This is a genomic window from Paenibacillus sp. FSL H7-0716 (assembly GCF_038002705.1).
Lineage (GTDB): Bacteria > Bacillota > Bacilli > Paenibacillales > Paenibacillaceae > Paenibacillus_AQ > Paenibacillus_AQ odorifer.
In genome coordinates this window covers 251,928-269,245 of the sequence record NZ_JBBODA010000007.1, presented here as the reverse complement: position 1 = coordinate 269,245, position 17,318 = coordinate 251,928, and the positions used below count along the sequence as shown (strand labels likewise).

At 42.5% G+C, this 17,318-nt stretch carries 14 protein-coding genes; 5 read left to right on the top strand and 9 right to left on the bottom strand.

Annotation, left to right across the window (positions count from 1 at the left end; all coding sequences use genetic code 11):
• Positions 1 to 30: 30 nt before the first annotated feature.
• The 5 genes from MHH60_RS12420 to udk form a co-directional block, all read right to left on the bottom strand.
• Positions 31 to 261, bottom strand: a complete 231-nt coding sequence (locus tag MHH60_RS12420) for a hypothetical protein (protein WP_256715120.1) — start codon at positions 259 to 261, stop codon at positions 31 to 33.
• Positions 262 to 441: 180 nt separating this feature from the next.
• Complete coding sequence (locus tag MHH60_RS12415) at positions 442 to 1,641, bottom strand: Ger(x)C family spore germination protein (RefSeq protein ID WP_076135415.1); 1,200 nt, start codon at positions 1,639 to 1,641, stop codon at positions 442 to 444.
• Between the two features lie 50 nt (positions 1,642 to 1,691).
• Positions 1,692 to 2,816, bottom strand: a complete 1,125-nt coding sequence (locus tag MHH60_RS12410) for a GerAB/ArcD/ProY family transporter (RefSeq protein WP_179088903.1) — start codon at positions 2,814 to 2,816, stop codon at positions 1,692 to 1,694.
• Positions 2,817 to 2,852: 36 nt separating this feature from the next.
• Complete coding sequence (locus tag MHH60_RS12405; RefSeq protein ID WP_076135418.1) at positions 2,853 to 4,445, bottom strand: spore germination protein; 1,593 nt, start codon at positions 4,443 to 4,445, stop codon at positions 2,853 to 2,855.
• 146 nt (positions 4,446 to 4,591) lie between these two features.
• Complete coding sequence (gene udk / locus MHH60_RS12400; RefSeq protein ID WP_036687251.1) at positions 4,592 to 5,218, bottom strand: uridine kinase; 627 nt, start codon at positions 5,216 to 5,218, stop codon at positions 4,592 to 4,594.
• A gap of 157 nt (positions 5,219 to 5,375) precedes the next feature.
• Here udk and MHH60_RS12395 point away from each other — a divergent pair, with 157 nt between their 5' ends.
• Complete coding sequence (locus MHH60_RS12395) at positions 5,376 to 6,476, top strand: threonine aldolase family protein (RefSeq protein ID WP_076135420.1); 1,101 nt, start codon at positions 5,376 to 5,378, stop codon at positions 6,474 to 6,476.
• Here the strand turns inward: MHH60_RS12395 and MHH60_RS12390 are convergent.
• From MHH60_RS12390 to MHH60_RS12375, 4 genes are read right to left on the bottom strand one after another with little or no spacing between them, the layout of a single operon-like run.
• Complete coding sequence (locus MHH60_RS12390) at positions 6,462 to 7,778, bottom strand: glycosyltransferase family 2 protein (RefSeq protein WP_076135422.1); 1,317 nt, start codon at positions 7,776 to 7,778, stop codon at positions 6,462 to 6,464. The two genes, MHH60_RS12395 and MHH60_RS12390, sit on opposite strands and share 15 nt — an antisense overlap.
• Before the next feature lie 19 nt (positions 7,779 to 7,797).
• Positions 7,798 to 9,345: a sugar isomerase gene (locus MHH60_RS12385; protein ID WP_076135424.1), complete on the bottom strand. Its 1,548-nt coding sequence runs from the start codon at positions 9,343 to 9,345 to the stop codon at positions 7,798 to 7,800.
• A complete protein-coding gene (locus MHH60_RS12380) occupies positions 9,320 to 10,447 on the bottom strand; it encodes a polysaccharide pyruvyl transferase family protein (protein WP_076135426.1) in 1,128 nt (375 codons plus the stop codon). The genes MHH60_RS12385 and MHH60_RS12380 overlap by 26 nt, the downstream gene beginning before the upstream one ends.
• Complete coding sequence (locus MHH60_RS12375) at positions 10,444 to 11,502, bottom strand: glycosyltransferase family 2 protein (protein WP_076135428.1); 1,059 nt, start codon at positions 11,500 to 11,502, stop codon at positions 10,444 to 10,446. Before MHH60_RS12375 ends, MHH60_RS12380 begins: the two co-directional genes overlap by 4 nt.
• Positions 11,503 to 11,722: 220 nt before the next feature.
• On the opposite strand from MHH60_RS12375, the gene MHH60_RS12370 reads away from it, so the two are divergent.
• From MHH60_RS12370 to MHH60_RS12355, 4 genes are all read left to right on the top strand, one after another.
• Entirely contained in the window at positions 11,723 to 12,949 is a 1,227-nt protein-coding gene (locus MHH60_RS12370) for a Zn-dependent hydrolase (protein ID WP_076135430.1), read from the top strand.
• 281 nt (positions 12,950 to 13,230) lie between these two features.
• On the top strand, positions 13,231 to 14,364 hold the full coding sequence (ald, locus tag MHH60_RS12365; RefSeq protein ID WP_076135432.1) for an alanine dehydrogenase: 1,134 nt from the start codon (positions 13,231 to 13,233) through the stop codon (positions 14,362 to 14,364).
• Positions 14,365 to 15,178: 814 nt separating this feature from the next.
• Positions 15,179 to 16,441, top strand: a complete 1,263-nt coding sequence (locus tag MHH60_RS12360; protein WP_076139026.1) for a PucR family transcriptional regulator — start codon at positions 15,179 to 15,181, stop codon at positions 16,439 to 16,441.
• 75 nt (positions 16,442 to 16,516) lie between these two features.
• Entirely contained in the window at positions 16,517 to 17,245 is a 729-nt protein-coding gene (locus tag MHH60_RS12355; protein ID WP_076139027.1) for a hypothetical protein, read from the top strand.
• Positions 17,246 to 17,318: the final 73 nt, after the last annotated feature.

The window sequence follows — 17,318 nt, the reverse complement described above, 5'->3', positions numbered from 1 at the left end:
GCCATCTCAAGGGAATGGTTCAGTCCCATTTTAGGATAACCAGGCATTTACCAGCTCGGAGACGGGTTTATAGATAAATATCATCCATCCCAGTGGGTTAGAGAACGAAATATGTAACGCATTAATAAGACTGAAGAAAGTTCCCAGCAACAGAAGAAATGAGAAAATCCACATCTCCTTGATTAATTTTTTCCTCCACATAAGGGGAACTTCAATGGCTGCTATAATGGCTACAACTATGAGAATCACTACTATACCCAATATTCACAACCTCCCAAACCATTTAGTTTCGAGATATTAAGTCTTTACTCAGTGCTCTTCTGAACATTACTGCGCTTAACAAAACCAAGTGTAGTAATAGGTTAACACTCGATACTCAAAGATTCCACTTACAGATATGCGCCTTGCGATGTTATACATGGTTTTGTTCACTCCAATTCATCACTTCGTCTCTTCTAGGAAAGAGTTAGTCACTTTCCCTAACAGGCGAATCTTAATATCCATCTTTACGCTTATTGGAAGGTTAACAAAGGTCTCATCCCAATTGTTTCGCAGTTTCTTCCACGCCTGCGGGTTAGAACGATGGATGATTTCGCCGAATCCGAAAATATCGCTTTTGTATTCATTCTGTACCTTTTTAATAGTAGTTTTAAATAAATTTTGGACTTTTTTATTGGCGATTTGTTCTAATTCGGTGATAGTTTTTGTGTCTGTCAGTTCTAGATTTCTACACTGAACCTCTCCTATATCTGATTCTATATGTTGCTCAATACTGACTTCTGGTTTGTCACTATGGATGCTGCCTTTCATTTTGGAACGGGCTTCAAATACATCAAGCGAAACCTTTTTACCTTCGGGACATTGGATATAGAAAACAGTGCTCTCAACTTTATTGGTTAAATAGTTATACACTTTTGATTCCTCAGGATTTAGCCAACCAATCAATTTGTCCTCCTTGAATACGGCCAATCCGGAGTATTTCAATTCTGTTGGAGAGTCTACCGTTTCAACATTATTCGGAGTTTCTCCTACATCTACACTCCCCTCGATGACAACACCTGTTAAGACTGGATTCTTACCCCTACTCACAAGTTCTGTAATTAGTGTTCCTAATGTCACAGTAGATGTAGGTGCCCAATTTTTCTCCGAGCTTTCCAGACTGAAAAACAATCGCACGGCAGGAATCTTTTCAAGACTGGTTAATATTTTCAACGCATCTTCTGCCTTTGCATCCTTTGCTACCACTATAAAATAATCATTTCGTGTATCGGTATCTCTTGACATGAAATCAAGAACATCACTAATTCCCTCTTTCGCCAAATCCTCGCCAAGGACTAGGATTCGTAAATGAGAGATATAAATTTTACGTGGACTAACGGTTGTGATTTTCCTAAGGGCTTCATATACGGTATGCCCCGTCGCTTTGTAAAGGTTGACTGGTGCCTGAGGAGAGCCTCCCTTTGAGCCAGCGATTTGACTGGGTAAGACCACTTGTGCAGAAACTTGATATTGATCTCCAATTTTATCGATACCTATTCCTACAGCAATCGCAAGATCATTTAATTCTCGGCGGCTCCAGCAACCTGTTACAAATAGTTGCATGAGAATAAGAACACAAATCAGAAGCGATCTTCGTTTCATGGTTTAATCCTCCGTTAGATCTTTCGGTATTCATGACTCCCAGCCCATCTTTAGCTTCTAGATTTTAAGCCTTTGCTCAGTGCCCTTCGAAACATCCCCACACCTAACAACACCAAAGGTAGAAATAACCCGAAGGTTATAACATAGTACACCCAATAATTATCGAATACTTTGTTGTAATAGGTGTAATTTGGCGCAATAATAGGTGCTAGTGTAACCAAAATTAATCCTGTGGGTAGAGTTAGGACTCGGTACTCTTTTAGTTTGAATAATTGAGACAACCCCAGAACGAAAGCGTAGAAGTATAAGGTAACTTCTATAAACAAGGTTAACATCCAAAGTAGTGCTATCATGGCTTCCACACGCTCGAAGAAACCACCAACGGATATGCGCCTTGCAATGTTATAACTGGGATAGATATCCCTGGTTGTCAGATCCGGACCCAGCACTAATATGGAAATAGTGATTGTCAGGAAGATAATAATACCGCCTAAGAAACAGCCCTGTAATAAGCCTTTGGTTATCTTTTGTTGTTGGTGTACATAAGGGAGAAACATTAGAAAAACAACCGGTTCTAAAAAGGTGTAAGCCGTAATGGAAATAGACCCTCTCACCACTGGTTTTATGCCATCCTCCAATATGGGCAGTAATCGGACAATCTCCATCTGAGGAATAATTGCGACCGTCAGAATCAGAAATAGGATAATAATCATAGGTGTAAAGATCTCTCCAGCTCGTCCTATGACTTCAATACCTAGTCGTGTAGCCATAATCACGATCATCATGAATAAGATTAAAACAGCCGGAATAGGGGTTCTCGGTAATATTTCGGATGTAACGAACTCACTGAGTTCTCGCATGCTTCCAACGGTGACGATAAGAAAATACATTAAGGTCAAAAGCGATAGAATAGTCCCAATCCATTTTCCAAAAGCCTTTTGAATCGCCTCAATAAGCGTTAGTTTGGGGTACAACTTTGCGAACTTGCTGTACATATAGATGGCTAGTAAACCTACGATCATGCCAATTAATGCGGAAATCCAGGCATTTTGTCTGGCGTAGTGTGTAGTGGAAGGGGGGATTACGAGAATGGAGTCCCCGATCGTAAGGAACATAACCAGTATGGTAAGCTGGCGAGTACTTATTTTACCTTTTTCGAGCATGGCTTTGTTCACTCCAATTTATCACTTCATAGGTCAAGGTTTCAGGGGCTATTCCTCTGTGAGATCTCCCGGTTTTTCCGGTGGTGTGCTCTTTTCCCGAACGATATTTTTTTTATTGATTAGCCTAGGGCGGGTAAACATAGCCCAATGCGGCATTCGAAAAAAGGTGTCCTTTTGATCGGCGAGATTATAGGGAGCAAACGGGCTCAAATAAGGAACGCCAAAGGAACGTAAGCTGCACATATGAAGAACTATCGCAATAACCCCGATGATGATTCCGAACAAACCAAAAGATGCAGCAAGGAACATCATCGGGAAACGGAGCATTCTGATGGTCAGGGCAAGATCGAAGGATGGCAGCACAAAGCTGGAGATAGCAGTAATAGCGACGACAATAAGCATGGCAGCAGAAACAATGCCGGCATCAACTGCCGCAGTCCCAATCACCAGGGTGCCTACAATGGATACAGATTGGGCTATGGTTTGAGGCATTCGTACACTCGCTTCCCTTATAATCTCGAAGGCAAGCTCCATTAAGAGTGCTTCAATAAAGGCTGGAAGCGGTACGCCCTCCCGTTGTGCGGCTAGACTGATCAGCAGGGTTGTGGGCAGCATCTCCTGATGAAAGGTAGTAATAGCTACATACAAAGATGGGGCTAGTAGTGAAATGAAAATACTGAAGTATCTAAGCATCCGTACTAAGGTGCTGACATCGGCACGTTGATAATAATCTTCCGCTGTCTGCATGAAGGAAACGAATAAGGTAGGCACCGTCATTACTATAGGAGTCCCATCTACTAATATGGCTACTTTTCCTTCCATAAGAGCAGCAGCTATAACGTCAGGACGTTCCGTATGATGGATGGTTGGAAATGGGGTATAGGTTTCATCCTCAATTAATTCTTCGATATAGCCACTTTCCAGGATACCGTCAATGTCGATCCGATCTAAACGTGAGTGTACTTCTTGCAGAATCTCATCACTAACAATGCCATTGATGTACATGAGGGCTACGTCTGTCTGTGTTACACGTCCAATTTGCTGTGTTTCTAACCAAAGATTGGGGTCTTTTATTTTCCTCCGGATTAATGCGGTATTCGTGCGTAAGCTTTCTGTGAAGGCTTCCTTTGGTCCACGAATCACCGTTTCAGTGGCACTTTCCGTTACGCCACGGTCTTTCCAGTCACGCATGCCTATGGTGAACCCTTTGGTATATCCATTGAGTAAGAGGATCACATCTCCGGATAATAGAGAGGTGAATAAAGAATTGAACTCCGTCGCATCTTTAATATCCCCTACAGTGAGCATGTGATCTTTTAATAATTGATAGTTGGCTGTTTGTGTATCAAGATTTGGATCTGGAAGTTCTAAGATTAGGGATTCCAGAATGAAATCCTGAATAGCTTTACTATCCGCCAATCCATCTGTATAGAAAATAGCTGCTTTAATCTGGTGTTTGGAACCAATAAAGAATTCTCTAATCACAAGATCTGTACTATTGCCGAGTGTTGTTTTTATATATTGAATATTATCTTGAAGTTTTTCTTTAATAGGTTCCTTAGGTAATTCTTTAGTGGGGTTGGGGTGCCCTAATGAAGGGTTCTTAAAAACTTTTGTTATTGTTCTGTTCAGAAATCCCATTGTTGTTATCCCTCTTCCGCTGGTGCTGTAAATATAGCTATTACCATAATGAGGGGGGATTATTCTAAACCATGGATGGGTTCATACACACCAAAAAAGCCGCAGAGAGATTCTCTGCGGCTAGCTAGAAGCGCTTAATTAAGACTTTAAGACGTCCAATCGTTATATAGATGCTTCTCCGTTAGGATAGACAACAACTGAATACCAACCTCATTATGGCCACCTTCAGGGATGATCAGGTCAGCGTATTTTTTGGATGGCTCGATAAACGCTTCATGCATGGGTTTAACTGTACTCAAATATTGATGATGGATCGACTGGATGCTCCGTCCACGTTCTTCAATATCTCTAAGGACCCGGCGGAGAATACGTACATCAGGATCGGCATCTACGAATACCTTGATGTCGAGCATTTCACGGAGATTCTCGTCAGAAAGGACGTGGAGTCCCTCAATGATTACAATATTGTTTGGCTTCAGCTCTACCGTCTCTGTAGTGGAGCGGGCATGGACTGTAAAGTCATACACGGGAGCGAATGCGGTCTGTTCTTCGCGCAGAGATTTAAGGTGCTCAATGAGCAGCTCGTTATCGAAAGCGAAAGGATGATCGTAATTAATGGATTCACGCTCAGCAAAGCTGAGATGTGAGTGATCCTTATAGTAGTTATCTTGAGATATGAAAGTTACCTTTCCCGTTCCAAGACGGTCAATGACGGAGCGGGCTACGGTTGTTTTTCCCGAGCCGGTGCCGCCGGCGATACCAATAATGAGCATGTGATTCAATAACCCTCCCTAAGATTGCCGTTGCAATTCCAATATTGTAGCACAGCGCTCATGTTTTTTCACCTTAGATCGGGTAAAATTAAGATGGGATTTTTGGAAATTCGTCTATATTAGGGACAAGGCAAATCCGGAAGGGGTTGTTCAACGAATGAACGGAAAAAAAACCGTACAAGAGGCTTTTAATGAAACGGCCTATCGAATCGCAGGGAATGGGAATAGAGATGTGCAAGTGTTGAAGGAAGCCTTGGCAGCCGTAGAGAACAGTACGGCATCTGATATCTATGGAACGGGCGAAGTGATTGAAGATTTCCAGACGAAAATGGCGAATATCCTGGGCAAAGAAACCGCAGTTTTCTTTCCGAGCGGAACGATGGCGCAGCAAATCGCTTTAAGAATCTGGTGCGATGAAAAAGAGGTGAAAAAAGTAGCCTATCATCCCTTATGCCACTTGGAGATTCATGAGCAGGATGGCATGAAGGAATTACATCATATTGAGCCTATCTTGCTTGCGGATAAGGACCGATTAATCACTTTGGAGGATGTGGCGAATCTAAAGGAGGATATCGCTTGTCTGTTGCTGGAATTACCCCAGCGCGAGATTGGTGGTCAGCTGCCAGAGTACACGGAGCTTGAAGCCATTTCTGCTCATTGCCGTGCACGGGGCATTAAATTGCATTTGGATGGGGCGAGATTATTTGAGATTCTTCCGTATTACGGGAAGTCAGCAGCTGAAATCTCTGCACTCTTTGATAGTGTGTATATATCCTTTTATAAAGGAATTGGAGGAATCGCCGGGGCAATTCTTGCAGGCAGCGAAGACTTTACGAAGCAATCAAAGATATGGAAACGGCGGCATGGTGGAGACTTAATCAGCTTATATCCGTACATCATTTCTTCTGATTATTATTTCCGGCAAAGAGAGGGTAAAATGCAGCAGTATTATGAAGGCGCGAAGGAGCTTGCTGCTTGGGTTAATCAATGTCACGACGTAACCACTCTGCCCGCTCAGCCTGTCTCCAATATGTTTCACATGCATTTTCAAATGTCTAAGGAACAAATTGAACCGATTCTGTCAGCGGTGTATGAGGCGACAGGAATCGGTTTAAGCGCGGGAATAAGAGCTACCGGGGAACATACTTCTTATTGTGAGATCAGCATTGGAGACAAGTATGCCGACATCCCAAAAGAAAAGCTTAGAGAGTTATTTCTGCTGCTCGATAAGCTAATGAGCGAATCATCTGCCGAGTAGCGTACGGAGTAAGGAGATTCGTAATAATTGTTTTTTAATAAGCTTCATGCGAAACTCATTTTTTAATTGATTGTAGATCAGCGGGCAATGGTTAAGCGCCCAATGGTACATGAATTTAAAGTCTGTAGCATCTTTTGCAGAATTTAATAAATAGTATGAGATCGTATCGTAAGCATTATGGTTGAACCATTCCGTCATTTCCTGTGCGTTATATCCATATTTCTGCACGGCCATATTCTTAATGAGTTTCTTTTCTTCCAGATTCTCAATTAAGAATCCTTGGCTCAGATTAAAGGTGATATTGTTCCCGTGTATTCTGTACACGCCGGCAATCACATCAATGAAGCCCGCATCACCTACCAGCAGGGAACGCAAATAGATGGAAGCATCGTTGACCATATTCATATCTAGGATATCCATAGCCATTAAGGCCTCTCTTTTAAAGACAGTAGTTAAAGTAGAGGCGGGTTTTGGGTATCCTTTTTTCTCGAAATTCATGAAATAATCGCGTTTCTTAATAATGCTGCTAAGCTGCAGATTGGAGATTTTTAGTTGTTTGGCTTTGGAATACTCCAGGAACACATTCGCAGCTACAAATGAAATTTCGGGATGAAGGAGATGGAAGCGGACCGCTTTACTGAAATAATTCATGTCGATCAGATAATCATCATCATCGAGAAAAAGAACATATTCCCCATCACCATGTGCAGCGAAAGCTTTTCGGCGATTATTTCCAGGTCCGCTATTGGTAGCATTGCGCATGTAAATGACCCGTGGCTCCGCCCCAAAGTGTTGCTGCATTAACTCTTCCGTGCCATCTGTAGAACAATCATCAATCACTGTAATCTCTTTATTGGGGTAGTCCTGCATTAAGATACTTTGGATCGCTTGATATAGGAATGCTTTTCTATTGTAGGTAGTGATAATGACACTGATCTTGGGGGAGTCGGCTAAGGACTGGACCGTTGGATAGGAAATTTCCGTATCCGAAATGCGGCTTTCCATTTTAACCAACCCCTGAATTAAACCTGCGATATCACTGGCAACAATGTTGAATTGTTCAGATAAATAGAATTTCAAGGTATCCTCTGAAGCCCTCCCCGTGAGATAAGCATGAATAACCTCAGATAAGGTTTCCAGATAAGGTTTGATTTGTACATTTTGTTCTTGATCTATGATCTGGCGGCATCTTTGCAATAGTTCTGTATCATCTATTTGGATGGTGGGTGAATGGTTTATTTCATCATTTAGGTCATTTAAAAAGACGTAACAGGCTTGCTGCAAAACCTCGCTATGATCCATTTCCAGTCCTCCTGTTGTGTTATTTGGATAAACCACTTACCTCAGGCTGAGCGTTAATTTTATTTTTGAGTTTGTATCGATACTTTTTGAGATGTTCCCATGTATAGAGGAAGACTTCCCGTTCCATTAAAGAGCCGATTACAAAATATACAGGCAAGATCACTAGTCCTAGAAGTACACCCCAGATCATAAGCCCCAGATAGGAATGGATCGGGATGTCGATGGCAGTCGTGATGAGAATAATACCTACAAAAACTACTGCATTCGTAAGCCATCTTCTAAAAGTGACCCATGGACTGCGTTCCAGCAAATGTTTGCTGGCATAGATCACAATATCTATGGAGCGGTATAGGAGGGCAACTATCGTTCCCATCAGTACACCGTAAATTCCCATGAAGATAACGAAGACAACAGAAGCCACCAGATTAATGGCGGATTCCAGAATGGAACGGTTTTGTGTTTTTTTGAAATGTCCAGCGATGGTAATCACATTATTGGAAGACGTTCTGGCATTGGTTAATAATTTGATGATTACGAACAAGACCGGCAGCCACATATCAATGTAATTCACGTCGTTTACCCCAGCGGTATACAATTTCATAAAGGGTAAAATCAAAATGTAAGCCACCGTTAGAATTGAGAAGATAAGCCCCATAAAATACACTTCGTACGCATCATAAAATTTAATAAATGCTTCTTTGCTCTCATGGTAGCTTTGCCCGAGGGCAGCCTTCACACTTCCGTTTATGGTCTGGACGATATTATCCACGATCGTAAAAATCATATTGTACATAACATAGATACTGACGATTTTTAGATTCGTAAAGATGGTTAATATAAGTACGTCCGTATTTCTAAACACCAAGTACGAGATTTCATGGACTAATACGGAATTCTTTTGACCAATGGCTTCATAGTCTGGTTTGAGATTCAGGTTGATCCACTTGTAATTCTTATTCATATAAATATAGAAAGCGATGATTTGAAGTAAAGTTAAGATAAAATAGGAAGCTTGAACCGCAATAATGTCCACACCTTGCAGTAATAACAGAATCCGGATCAGGCTGTTCATAATATTAGCTACAGTAACAATAGAAGTCTCTACATAGCTTTTTCCCTCCGCAGCGAGCAGGACCTTGAATTTCCCCTGAAAATAATAATTGATTGCTCCGCCCATCCCCGTAAGCAAAATAATGACCATAATCGATAATTTATCGATCTCAGATGAGATCACTAGCGGGTACACGATGGCGAGTAGCAGTACGGCGAAGAAATAGTAAATGCCTGTTTTTTTATAATAGCTGGAGGTGGCAGCCAGAATAGAGTTGATATTGTTTTTATTATCCGAAGCTACCGGCTTATAAAGCGCTTGGATCGAGGCCGCCCCAACTCCTGCTTCCAGCAGCGCAAGATAACTAATAATCTGCACAATCGAAGCGATCAAACCATTGGCCTCAGACCCATAGTTGACCATTATCAGTCTGGGTATAAAAAAACCGAGGATGATCGTGATGAGTTGACTTCCCAGTCCAAAGGATAAGTTAAGAATGCTCCGCTTGGCTTTCATAACGAATCCCCCTTTCGTAAAGCGGTAAATACGTATCTAGATGCTCGAAATGTCTTTCGGCTTGTTTTGCTTGCAGTGTGACATCCATAGAGCAGGTAAGCATACTTTCAAAAATCTGTGCAGGCTGGACCTGTTCCAGCGTGTTGAAATCGGCATACAGACCTGTGAACCCAACATCTTCCATTACATTGATCATTTTTTTGCTGTAGGCTACGGGGAATACCGGTTTATTAAATACCCAGCCCAGAATCATTGCATGGAATCTTGAAGCCACAATAGAACTGGCATTAGCTAACACGGACAATACTTCTTCCATGTTCGTTTTATATAAATGCACTTGAATAGCATCCTTGTAGGAGGGACCGATAAGACGCTGAATCTCTTCAATCGCCAGTTGATCGCCTTCGTGTTCGCAAAAGGACATGAAATGAACCGCGTAACCTTTTTCAATGAAATAAATTGCGAGTTCTTTCATTTTTTCATAATAGAGGTTGTCAAAACCGTTCAGACCTTTCGCAGAAGGTTTAATAACGGATAAGACGATGTAATCCTCCGGTTCGTCTGGAATATCTGGTGGGTCTAACTGAAAAATAATATCTGGGGCTAAGCGGACATTATCCAGATCCTTAAATAAATCATAAGAGTACTGTTCTCTGAAACATACATCTGTATAATCCTTGAAAATCCGCTTGTGCTCATCATAATATTCTTGATTTGTAAAAGGGCCAAAATTAGATCCTAACAGGTAGTAAGGCTTATTTTGATTACGAATGACTTCTGCATTCTTGAAATGCTCTGCCCAGTGGTCTGCTTCCATGAAAATCGAGCCGCCGATATGAACGACGCCATCTGAGTGATCTGCCAGATATTTGTGAGCCACATTATGTATCTTTAGCTTCCTGCAAATATAGCCAATGCCTCTTAGAAGAAGGGAATCGGAAGGATACACTTTGAGGTTAGGGAGCTCTTTGAAACATTGTTTATAGAGGCGTGGTGCGCAAATTCTGAATTTGGTATCCGGATATCTTTCGCACAGCACCTTAATGAATAGATCATCGCCCAGATTAAATTCGGTATAGGCGTATATCAGCATCTTTTTCATATTCTAGATTCCTTTCGGGTTCCGTTCCCTTTAAGTAGGTTTCGCTTGAACCTGGATAAGCCTCTCTCCACAGAGATGAATCTGTGATATAGAAGCGGGGAGATTAAAAATGTTCTGATATAAAGGGTTAATCTGCGATTATCTCCTCTATAACGTCTTATGAGTTCATCCATTTCTTGATTGAGCTTGGGATAGGTATGATTGATGTCACGAAGTAATTCCTGAATGCTTACCCCTTCCGTACCATTTAGACAGGTTTTGAGGTTGAAAAAGTAGTTCTCGATCAACTCCCGGTTCATTAACAAAGGGGAGATCGTATCTAGTTCAGCAAAGGGATAGGTTTTGAAATATTCATCCACCCTTTTGAAAGCATCCACTACATCGAATTTATTCACGTTATAGCTGTTGGAAATGGAGGAGTTTCTCTGTAAATAAAATGATAGTATATCCGGGATTGAGATGACTCTGGCTGCTCTGGACAAGGCTTTGTAGATGAACTCTTGATCCTCTCCATTCACACAGCGTTCTGTATAACCTAGTCCGTGGAGAAGTAAGAATTCTCGCTTATAAGCGATACTCCCTGTCCATATTCGCAAGCTTTTGTTCACGAAAATCCGCGCCAGTGCTTCACTTCCCGTCATGTCGCTGAAATCAGAGGTACAGCTCAATAGAGTTTCTCTGCCTTCGGAGACATGATTATAACCCCAGCAAATAATCTCGGGTTGTTCATCTTGAGTATATGACTGAAGGGTTGAGACCAAGTCTGCGGAGACATAATCATCTCCGTCTACAAAAAGAACATAATTACCTGTGGCTTCAGCTAAACCCCTATTTCTAGCCGCGCTTACTCCATGATTCTCCGTTCGAATGACTTTACAGAAAAGGGCGGGATTACGCGAAAGAATCTTTTCTATAACGTTGTAAGTGTTATCCGTAGAACCATCATCTACGATGATGACTTCGAAATGCGGATCGCTTTGGTCAAGGAGTGAATTAAACATAGGGGTTATATACTGCTCTATATTGTATACCGGGATCACAAGGCTTAGATTCATGGGCTCGCTCCTTTCCTGTGTAAAACTGGATGATAAGCTATCTTAAGCTTACCCCTCGTATGAAAAGATTGTATATACTACTTTAGTTTACTTATTGCTGGCTCTACTCGTTGTAGCATCATGTGAATAATAATTATTACAATATGTAAAATGAAAATATTATGGTTTGGTTTAACATAGATAGAAAGCCAACAAAACGTTCGAAGCGGAGGGATCTGGGATGCAGCTGCAAAAAATATTCGTGAACGGTGAGAGACTGAAGAATACAATCGAGGCATTTGCCGATTATGGGCGTACAGATAAAAATGGCGTGACCCGATTATCGCTGACGGAAGAGGATCTTAAAGTTCGGGATGATTTTCGTGCCTGTTGTGAAGAGCTCGGAATGTCTGTGAAGATGGATGATATGGGGACGATGTATGCCACACTGGCAGGCGAAACTTCCGGGCCTCCGATTGTGATTGGCTCGCATATGGATACTGTGAAAAAAGGGGGCAGATTCGATGGCGTCCTAGGGGTTATCGCGGGTCTAGAGGTGGTGCGGACGCTTGTAGATTACGGGATTAAGCCGAAGTTTCCGGTGACGATTATGAATTTTACGAATGAAGAGGGGGCACGTTTTGAGCCATCGATGATGGCCTCTGGTGTGTTGTCCGGAAAGTTTGATAAAAGTGTCATGTTGAACAAAAAAGATCCAGCAGGCATCACCTTTGGTGAAGCGCTGGAGAAGAGTGGATATAAGGGAGAAATGAGCAATCGTATCACCGAAGCCACCGCTTATTTGGAGCTTCATATTGAGCAAGGGCCTGTTCTTGAAAAAGAGGAGTTGACGATTGGGCTGGTTGACTGTGTAGTTGGTATGGCCTGTTACGAGATTGAGGTGACGGGAGAATCCGATCATGCGGGCACAACCCCAATGGCGATGCGCAAAGATGCTTTGTTTGCTGCCACAGATCTGATTATTGAGCTGCGGAGCAAGCTAGGGGCGCTCGATTCCGAGCTTGTTTATACCATGGGCAGAATGAATGTGCTTCCTAATATCCATACCGTCATTCCCAATAAAGTGATTTTCACCATTGAAGCCAGACATAAAGATATGGAGATTGTGCGTGAAGTGGAAGCCATTATTAACGGTTTGCCAGAGCAACTGCTGGATTGTGAAGTAAGCAAAACTAAGCTATGGGGCCGAGATACGGTGTGGTTTGATCAGAATGTGTGTGATTTGGTGGAGCAAGCGGCTCAAACCTTGGGTTATTCCAGTCGAAAAATCGCAAGTGGTGCAGGGCATGATGCACAATTCGTAGCCAGCTTTCTGCCGTCCGCAATGGTGTTCGTGCCTAGCGTGAAGGGTAAAAGCCATTGTGAAGAGGAACTAACCTCTTATGAAGACTGCGAAAAAGGGGTAAATGTAGTGTTAGAAACAGTGATGTTGATATTATCAAGATAGTACATGTCACTTAATATAACATTTTCCGATATGGTAGTCGCTTTAATTTCATACAAAATCGTCAAAAAGGCACTCTATAGAGTGTCTTTTTTTATGAGATAATAAAGATGGTTGTGTTGAGTACCAAAGTGGTTAAAGATTAATGGGCAGTTAAGTCAGATCCTTTGTGTAAAAACACAATCATGGTAGATAATATTTTAATTTTTTAACAAAATGGGAATGCTAATCATATGTTATCATTCTTTACATAAGGGATCTACATTAGATGGGAGAGATGAATGATGATTATCGGAGTACCTAAAGAAATTAAAAACAATGAAAATCGTGTTGCCATAACCCCTGCGGGTGTAGTTAGTTTAATTACTGAAGGTCATCAAGTGCTTGTAGAAGCTGGAGCCGGTGTGGGCAGTGGATTTCCAAACGAAGAGTATGTCTCTGCCGGAGCACAACTGATTGAGGATGCAGCAAAAGTCTGGAGCTCCGCTGAAATGGTGATGAAGGTAAAAGAACCATTGGCAACCGAGTACCCCTATTTCCGTCCAGGCCTTATTCTATTTACGTATCTTCATCTTGCACCAGAGCCTGCCTTGGCTGCTGCGCTTAAAGACAAAGGCGTCTTTGCGATCGGATATGAGACGGTTGTTCATGGACGCACCTTGCCGCTGTTAACACCGATGAGCGAAGTAGCTGGCCGGATGTCTGTCCAATTGGGAGCACAGTTCCTGCAAAAGAACTACGGCGGACAAGGTATTCTTCTTTCCGGTGTTCCTGGCGTTAGCCGAGGTAAAGTGAGTATTATTGGCGGCGGTGTAGTAGGTACTAATGCAGCTAAGATGGCTATTGGTTTAGGCGCAGATGTTACGATAGTTGACCTCAATGCGGAGAGACTACGTCAATTAGACGATATTTTTGGAGCACAGATCAATACGTTGATCTCTAACCCTTATAATATTGCCAAAGCAGTGGCTGAAGCGGATCTGCTGGTAGGTGCCGTGTTAATTCCGGGTGCCAAAGCACCGAAGCTGGTTACTGAAGAAATGGTTAAGACTATGAAGCCGGGATCTGTGATCGTTGACGTGGCCATTGACCAAGGTGGCATTGTAGAAACCATCGACAGAGTGACGACACATGATAATCCCGTGTTTGTGAAACACGGCGTGCTGCATTATTCCGTGGCTAATATGCCGGGCGCTGTTCCTAAGACCTCAACTATTGCCTTAACAAATGTTACAGTTCCATATGCCCTGCAAATTGCCAATAAAGGTGTGATCAAGGCGATTCAGGATAATGACGGCCTAAGAAGCGGCGTGAATGTAGCCAATGGCAGAATCACCTGCCAAGCTGTTGCCGAAGCGTTGGGTGAGACACCTTATTCGGTTGAGCAAGCCATGGAACAGACATTCACATTGATCTAAAATAGACACGTTCCATAATGGAATGAGCCAAACAGCAAGCTCTCTGCGGGGAGCTTGCTGTTTGGCGTTTCTTGCGATGGAGATCGGGTGGAAGTTGGTCAGTACGGTGTTAAAGTAAATAGATTGCGTTTCAGTGTGATTAGATACATTAGATGTTTGCTCGTGCGGTGTGATGGTGGATAGATTACGTAGTGAAGTTGGTTGGAATCCGAACAGAACTGGCTAGTTCCGGCTGTATCCGGTTAGATTTGTTTAGATCAAGCTAATTTTGATTAGCTTTTTGCTTCTGCGACGGTGCAAGCTTTGATGGAGAGATGTTTTAGGGAAATTCTCCCTAAAAAAACGCGAAAATAGCTTTAAAATGCTGTTATTAGGGAATTCCTCCCTAAAAAACGAGGAATATGCCTGTTTATACGCAAAACGGAAGAAAATCAGGGAGGATTTCCCCAATTATGATCGTGTGATGCTTAAAGTGCAGAATATTAGGGAGGATTTCCCTAATTATGACCGTGTGATGATTAAAACACAGAATTTCCGGGGGTTATTCCCTAAAAACCATTTATAACATTCGGTAAACACCAACAACTATTAAACCTCCCCAAACACCCCGACAAAACTCCCCACAAAACTTCCCACACCACCCCCAACAAAACCCCCACCAAACATCCCCGTCCCAAACACCTTCCTCACCTAGCCGATCTCGTCCCTCACCTAAACCAGCTATTTATCTTATAGTCAGCTAGGGGGATGCATACTATAATGAAATCACTCTAGAGTACAGGATTTGGTTATTCTTCAGGTGGGAGTGAAGCTAGTGACAGATAAAGATCCATTATTTGATCGTTTTTTCGACAGTATGGAATCATTGGCGGATACGATAAGTGAATCGCTACAGTCTCAAGTTACCATCGAGGACAGCAATCATCATGTGATTGGCTACAGCTCGCATGAATTTGAGAGTGACTCCGCGCGGATTTCAACGATTATCGGGAAGCGTGTACCTAACACTGTGATTATTGGCTTGCGCAAAAAAGGGATTATGCAGCAGCTGGAGAGCGCGGCACATCCCATTCGAATTCCTGCAGTGCTGGAGGTGGGACTTGGTCCCCGGCTGGCCATTTGTATCAAACATCAGAAGGAAATTCTCGGGTACATATGGGTAGTAGATACAGGCAACCTGGTAGAAGGGCATGCCGAAAATATCGTTGAGAAGGCGGCAGGTATCGTAGGCCGTTATTTACTTAAGCAGCGAGGCTGGAAAACGAAGCAGGACAAAACGCATGAGGACTTTTTCTGGAAGCTGATTACCTCTCACTACGACAACGAAGCAAATATTAAAAAGGATGCGGAATTTTGGTCCATTCTTTTGCCGGAAAAATATTATATTAGCGTGTTTGAAAGTGACAAGGTAATCGATGATCATTTAATACTCCGGTTTCGGCAGGTTATGGCATCTTATTCCGGACTGCAATTACTATTTCTGACGGCTGAGCATAATCGGCTGATTATTCTGTTTTCCTTCAGCTTTGTGATCGAGGGGGCGGGTGGACTATCTTCATTCCTGCATAAAACAATGGAGGATATGTATAAGAGTGAAGGCTGCACACTGGCTGCTGGCTGTAGTCTCGATTACACTGAATATATGTCCGCGGCTATTGCCTATTGGGAAGCGGTGTCCATTGTGGAGATCAAAAAGCTGCTGCCTTTTCATGGGCGGGAGTTGCTATTGTACGAGGAGATTGGATTTTGGGCATATATACCGGCTATTATGGAGCAAAAGCGCAGTCGAATTCGTAAAAGCCCGTTGCTATATCCGCTAAAAGAACATGATCGCGAGCATAAAAGTGATTTTCTCAAAACCATCGCTGTCTATTTATCATTAAGCGGCAATTTAAAGGAATCCGCGGCTTTTTTACATATACACACTAATACATTGCTTTATAGATTAAACCGAATTGCAGAGATTACGGGCAAAAGCTTGAAGGATACGGGTTATCGCACTTCTATTTTCCTCGATATTTTGACGGAAGAGACACGGCAGCTTAACCAGTGGTTCGTGGATGCCAGCGAATCATGAGAATTAAGCACCAACCCGGTGACGAACACGTACAATAACCTATATTTAGAACCTATAACATTGGAGGGACTAAGCATGGTGAAGGAAGTTCGTTCACCCGATGCCCTTGACTTTGAGCGCAAAATGAGAGAAAGCATCGTGGAATCGGCTGAAGCTTTAAATGAAAGTGGAGTGGATTTTGCAACATTTGATGATTCCCGCTGCAATCCGCAGTTTTGGACACGTACAGAGATTGGTGGACTTCAGCTGAACACTGGCGTAGAGCCCACAGTGGGAATTAAAGATATTTTTCGGAATGGTCATTTATATGCCTTTGAATGCGCGACAGCCATGGTCATTGTTATGTATCGGGCGACGATTGAAGCTATAGGTGAGGAAGCGTTTAATCAGTATTTCAAGGATTTGTTCTTATGGGACTGGAATTACGATGAGAATCTACGCTTAATTACAAACTACAACAAGGAACTAACGCAGCGGGGAGACGTTGTATATTTCAAGAATCCCGATCATGCTCCGAGCAAGCCAGAATGGCAGGGCGAGAATGCAATTAAACTCGAAAATGATCTGTTCTACGGCCATGGCATAGGGATTACTACTGGAGAGATCATCATAGACTCTCTGAATCAGGAAAGAGTATATGGGAGTGATATCTCGGCCTATTTAACGGATGAATCGGTGCATCCAGACTTTAATTACTTACAGCGGTTATCTGCAGGAACGGTTTTACCGGCAGCCAACAATAGAAGCTTCCGATACACTGTATGTTCAAGAATAGGCTCTAGAAACTATATTTATAAGATCTAGCGTCTGCCTATTTTATACTTACTGAGCAATGCAAAGAGGGGGCTCTTTTGTATTGTTCATTTTTTTATTCACA

What these genes read in the sequence shown, in the direction of transcription:
- MHH60_RS12355 (WP_076139027.1), top strand. Translation starts at nt 16,517, where the DNA reads ATGGTGAAGGAAGTTCGTTCACCCGATGCCCTTGACTTTGAGCGCAAA.
- MHH60_RS12390 (WP_076135422.1), bottom strand. Translation starts at nt 7,778, where the DNA reads ATGGATCATAGCGAGGTTTTGCAGCAAGCCTGTTACGTCTTTTTAAAT.
- MHH60_RS12415 (WP_076135415.1), bottom strand. Translation starts at nt 1,641, where the DNA reads ATGAAACGAAGATCGCTTCTGATTTGTGTTCTTATTCTCATGCAACTA.
- MHH60_RS12375 (WP_076135428.1), bottom strand. Translation starts at nt 11,502, where the DNA reads ATGAATCTAAGCCTTGTGATCCCGGTATACAATATAGAGCAGTATATA.
- MHH60_RS12405 (WP_076135418.1), bottom strand. Translation starts at nt 4,445, where the DNA reads ATGGGATTTCTGAACAGAACAATAACAAAAGTTTTTAAGAACCCTTCA.
- MHH60_RS12370 (WP_076135430.1), top strand. Translation starts at nt 11,723, where the DNA reads ATGCAGCTGCAAAAAATATTCGTGAACGGTGAGAGACTGAAGAATACA.
- ald (WP_076135432.1), top strand. Translation starts at nt 13,231, where the DNA reads ATGATTATCGGAGTACCTAAAGAAATTAAAAACAATGAAAATCGTGTT.
- MHH60_RS12395 (WP_076135420.1), top strand. Translation starts at nt 5,376, where the DNA reads ATGAACGGAAAAAAAACCGTACAAGAGGCTTTTAATGAAACGGCCTAT.
- udk (WP_036687251.1), bottom strand. Translation starts at nt 5,218, where the DNA reads ATGCTCATTATTGGTATCGCCGGCGGCACCGGCTCGGGAAAAACAACC.
- MHH60_RS12385 (WP_076135424.1), bottom strand. Translation starts at nt 9,345, where the DNA reads ATGAAAGCCAAGCGGAGCATTCTTAACTTATCCTTTGGACTGGGAAGT.
- MHH60_RS12380 (WP_076135426.1), bottom strand. Translation starts at nt 10,447, where the DNA reads ATGAAAAAGATGCTGATATACGCCTATACCGAATTTAATCTGGGCGAT.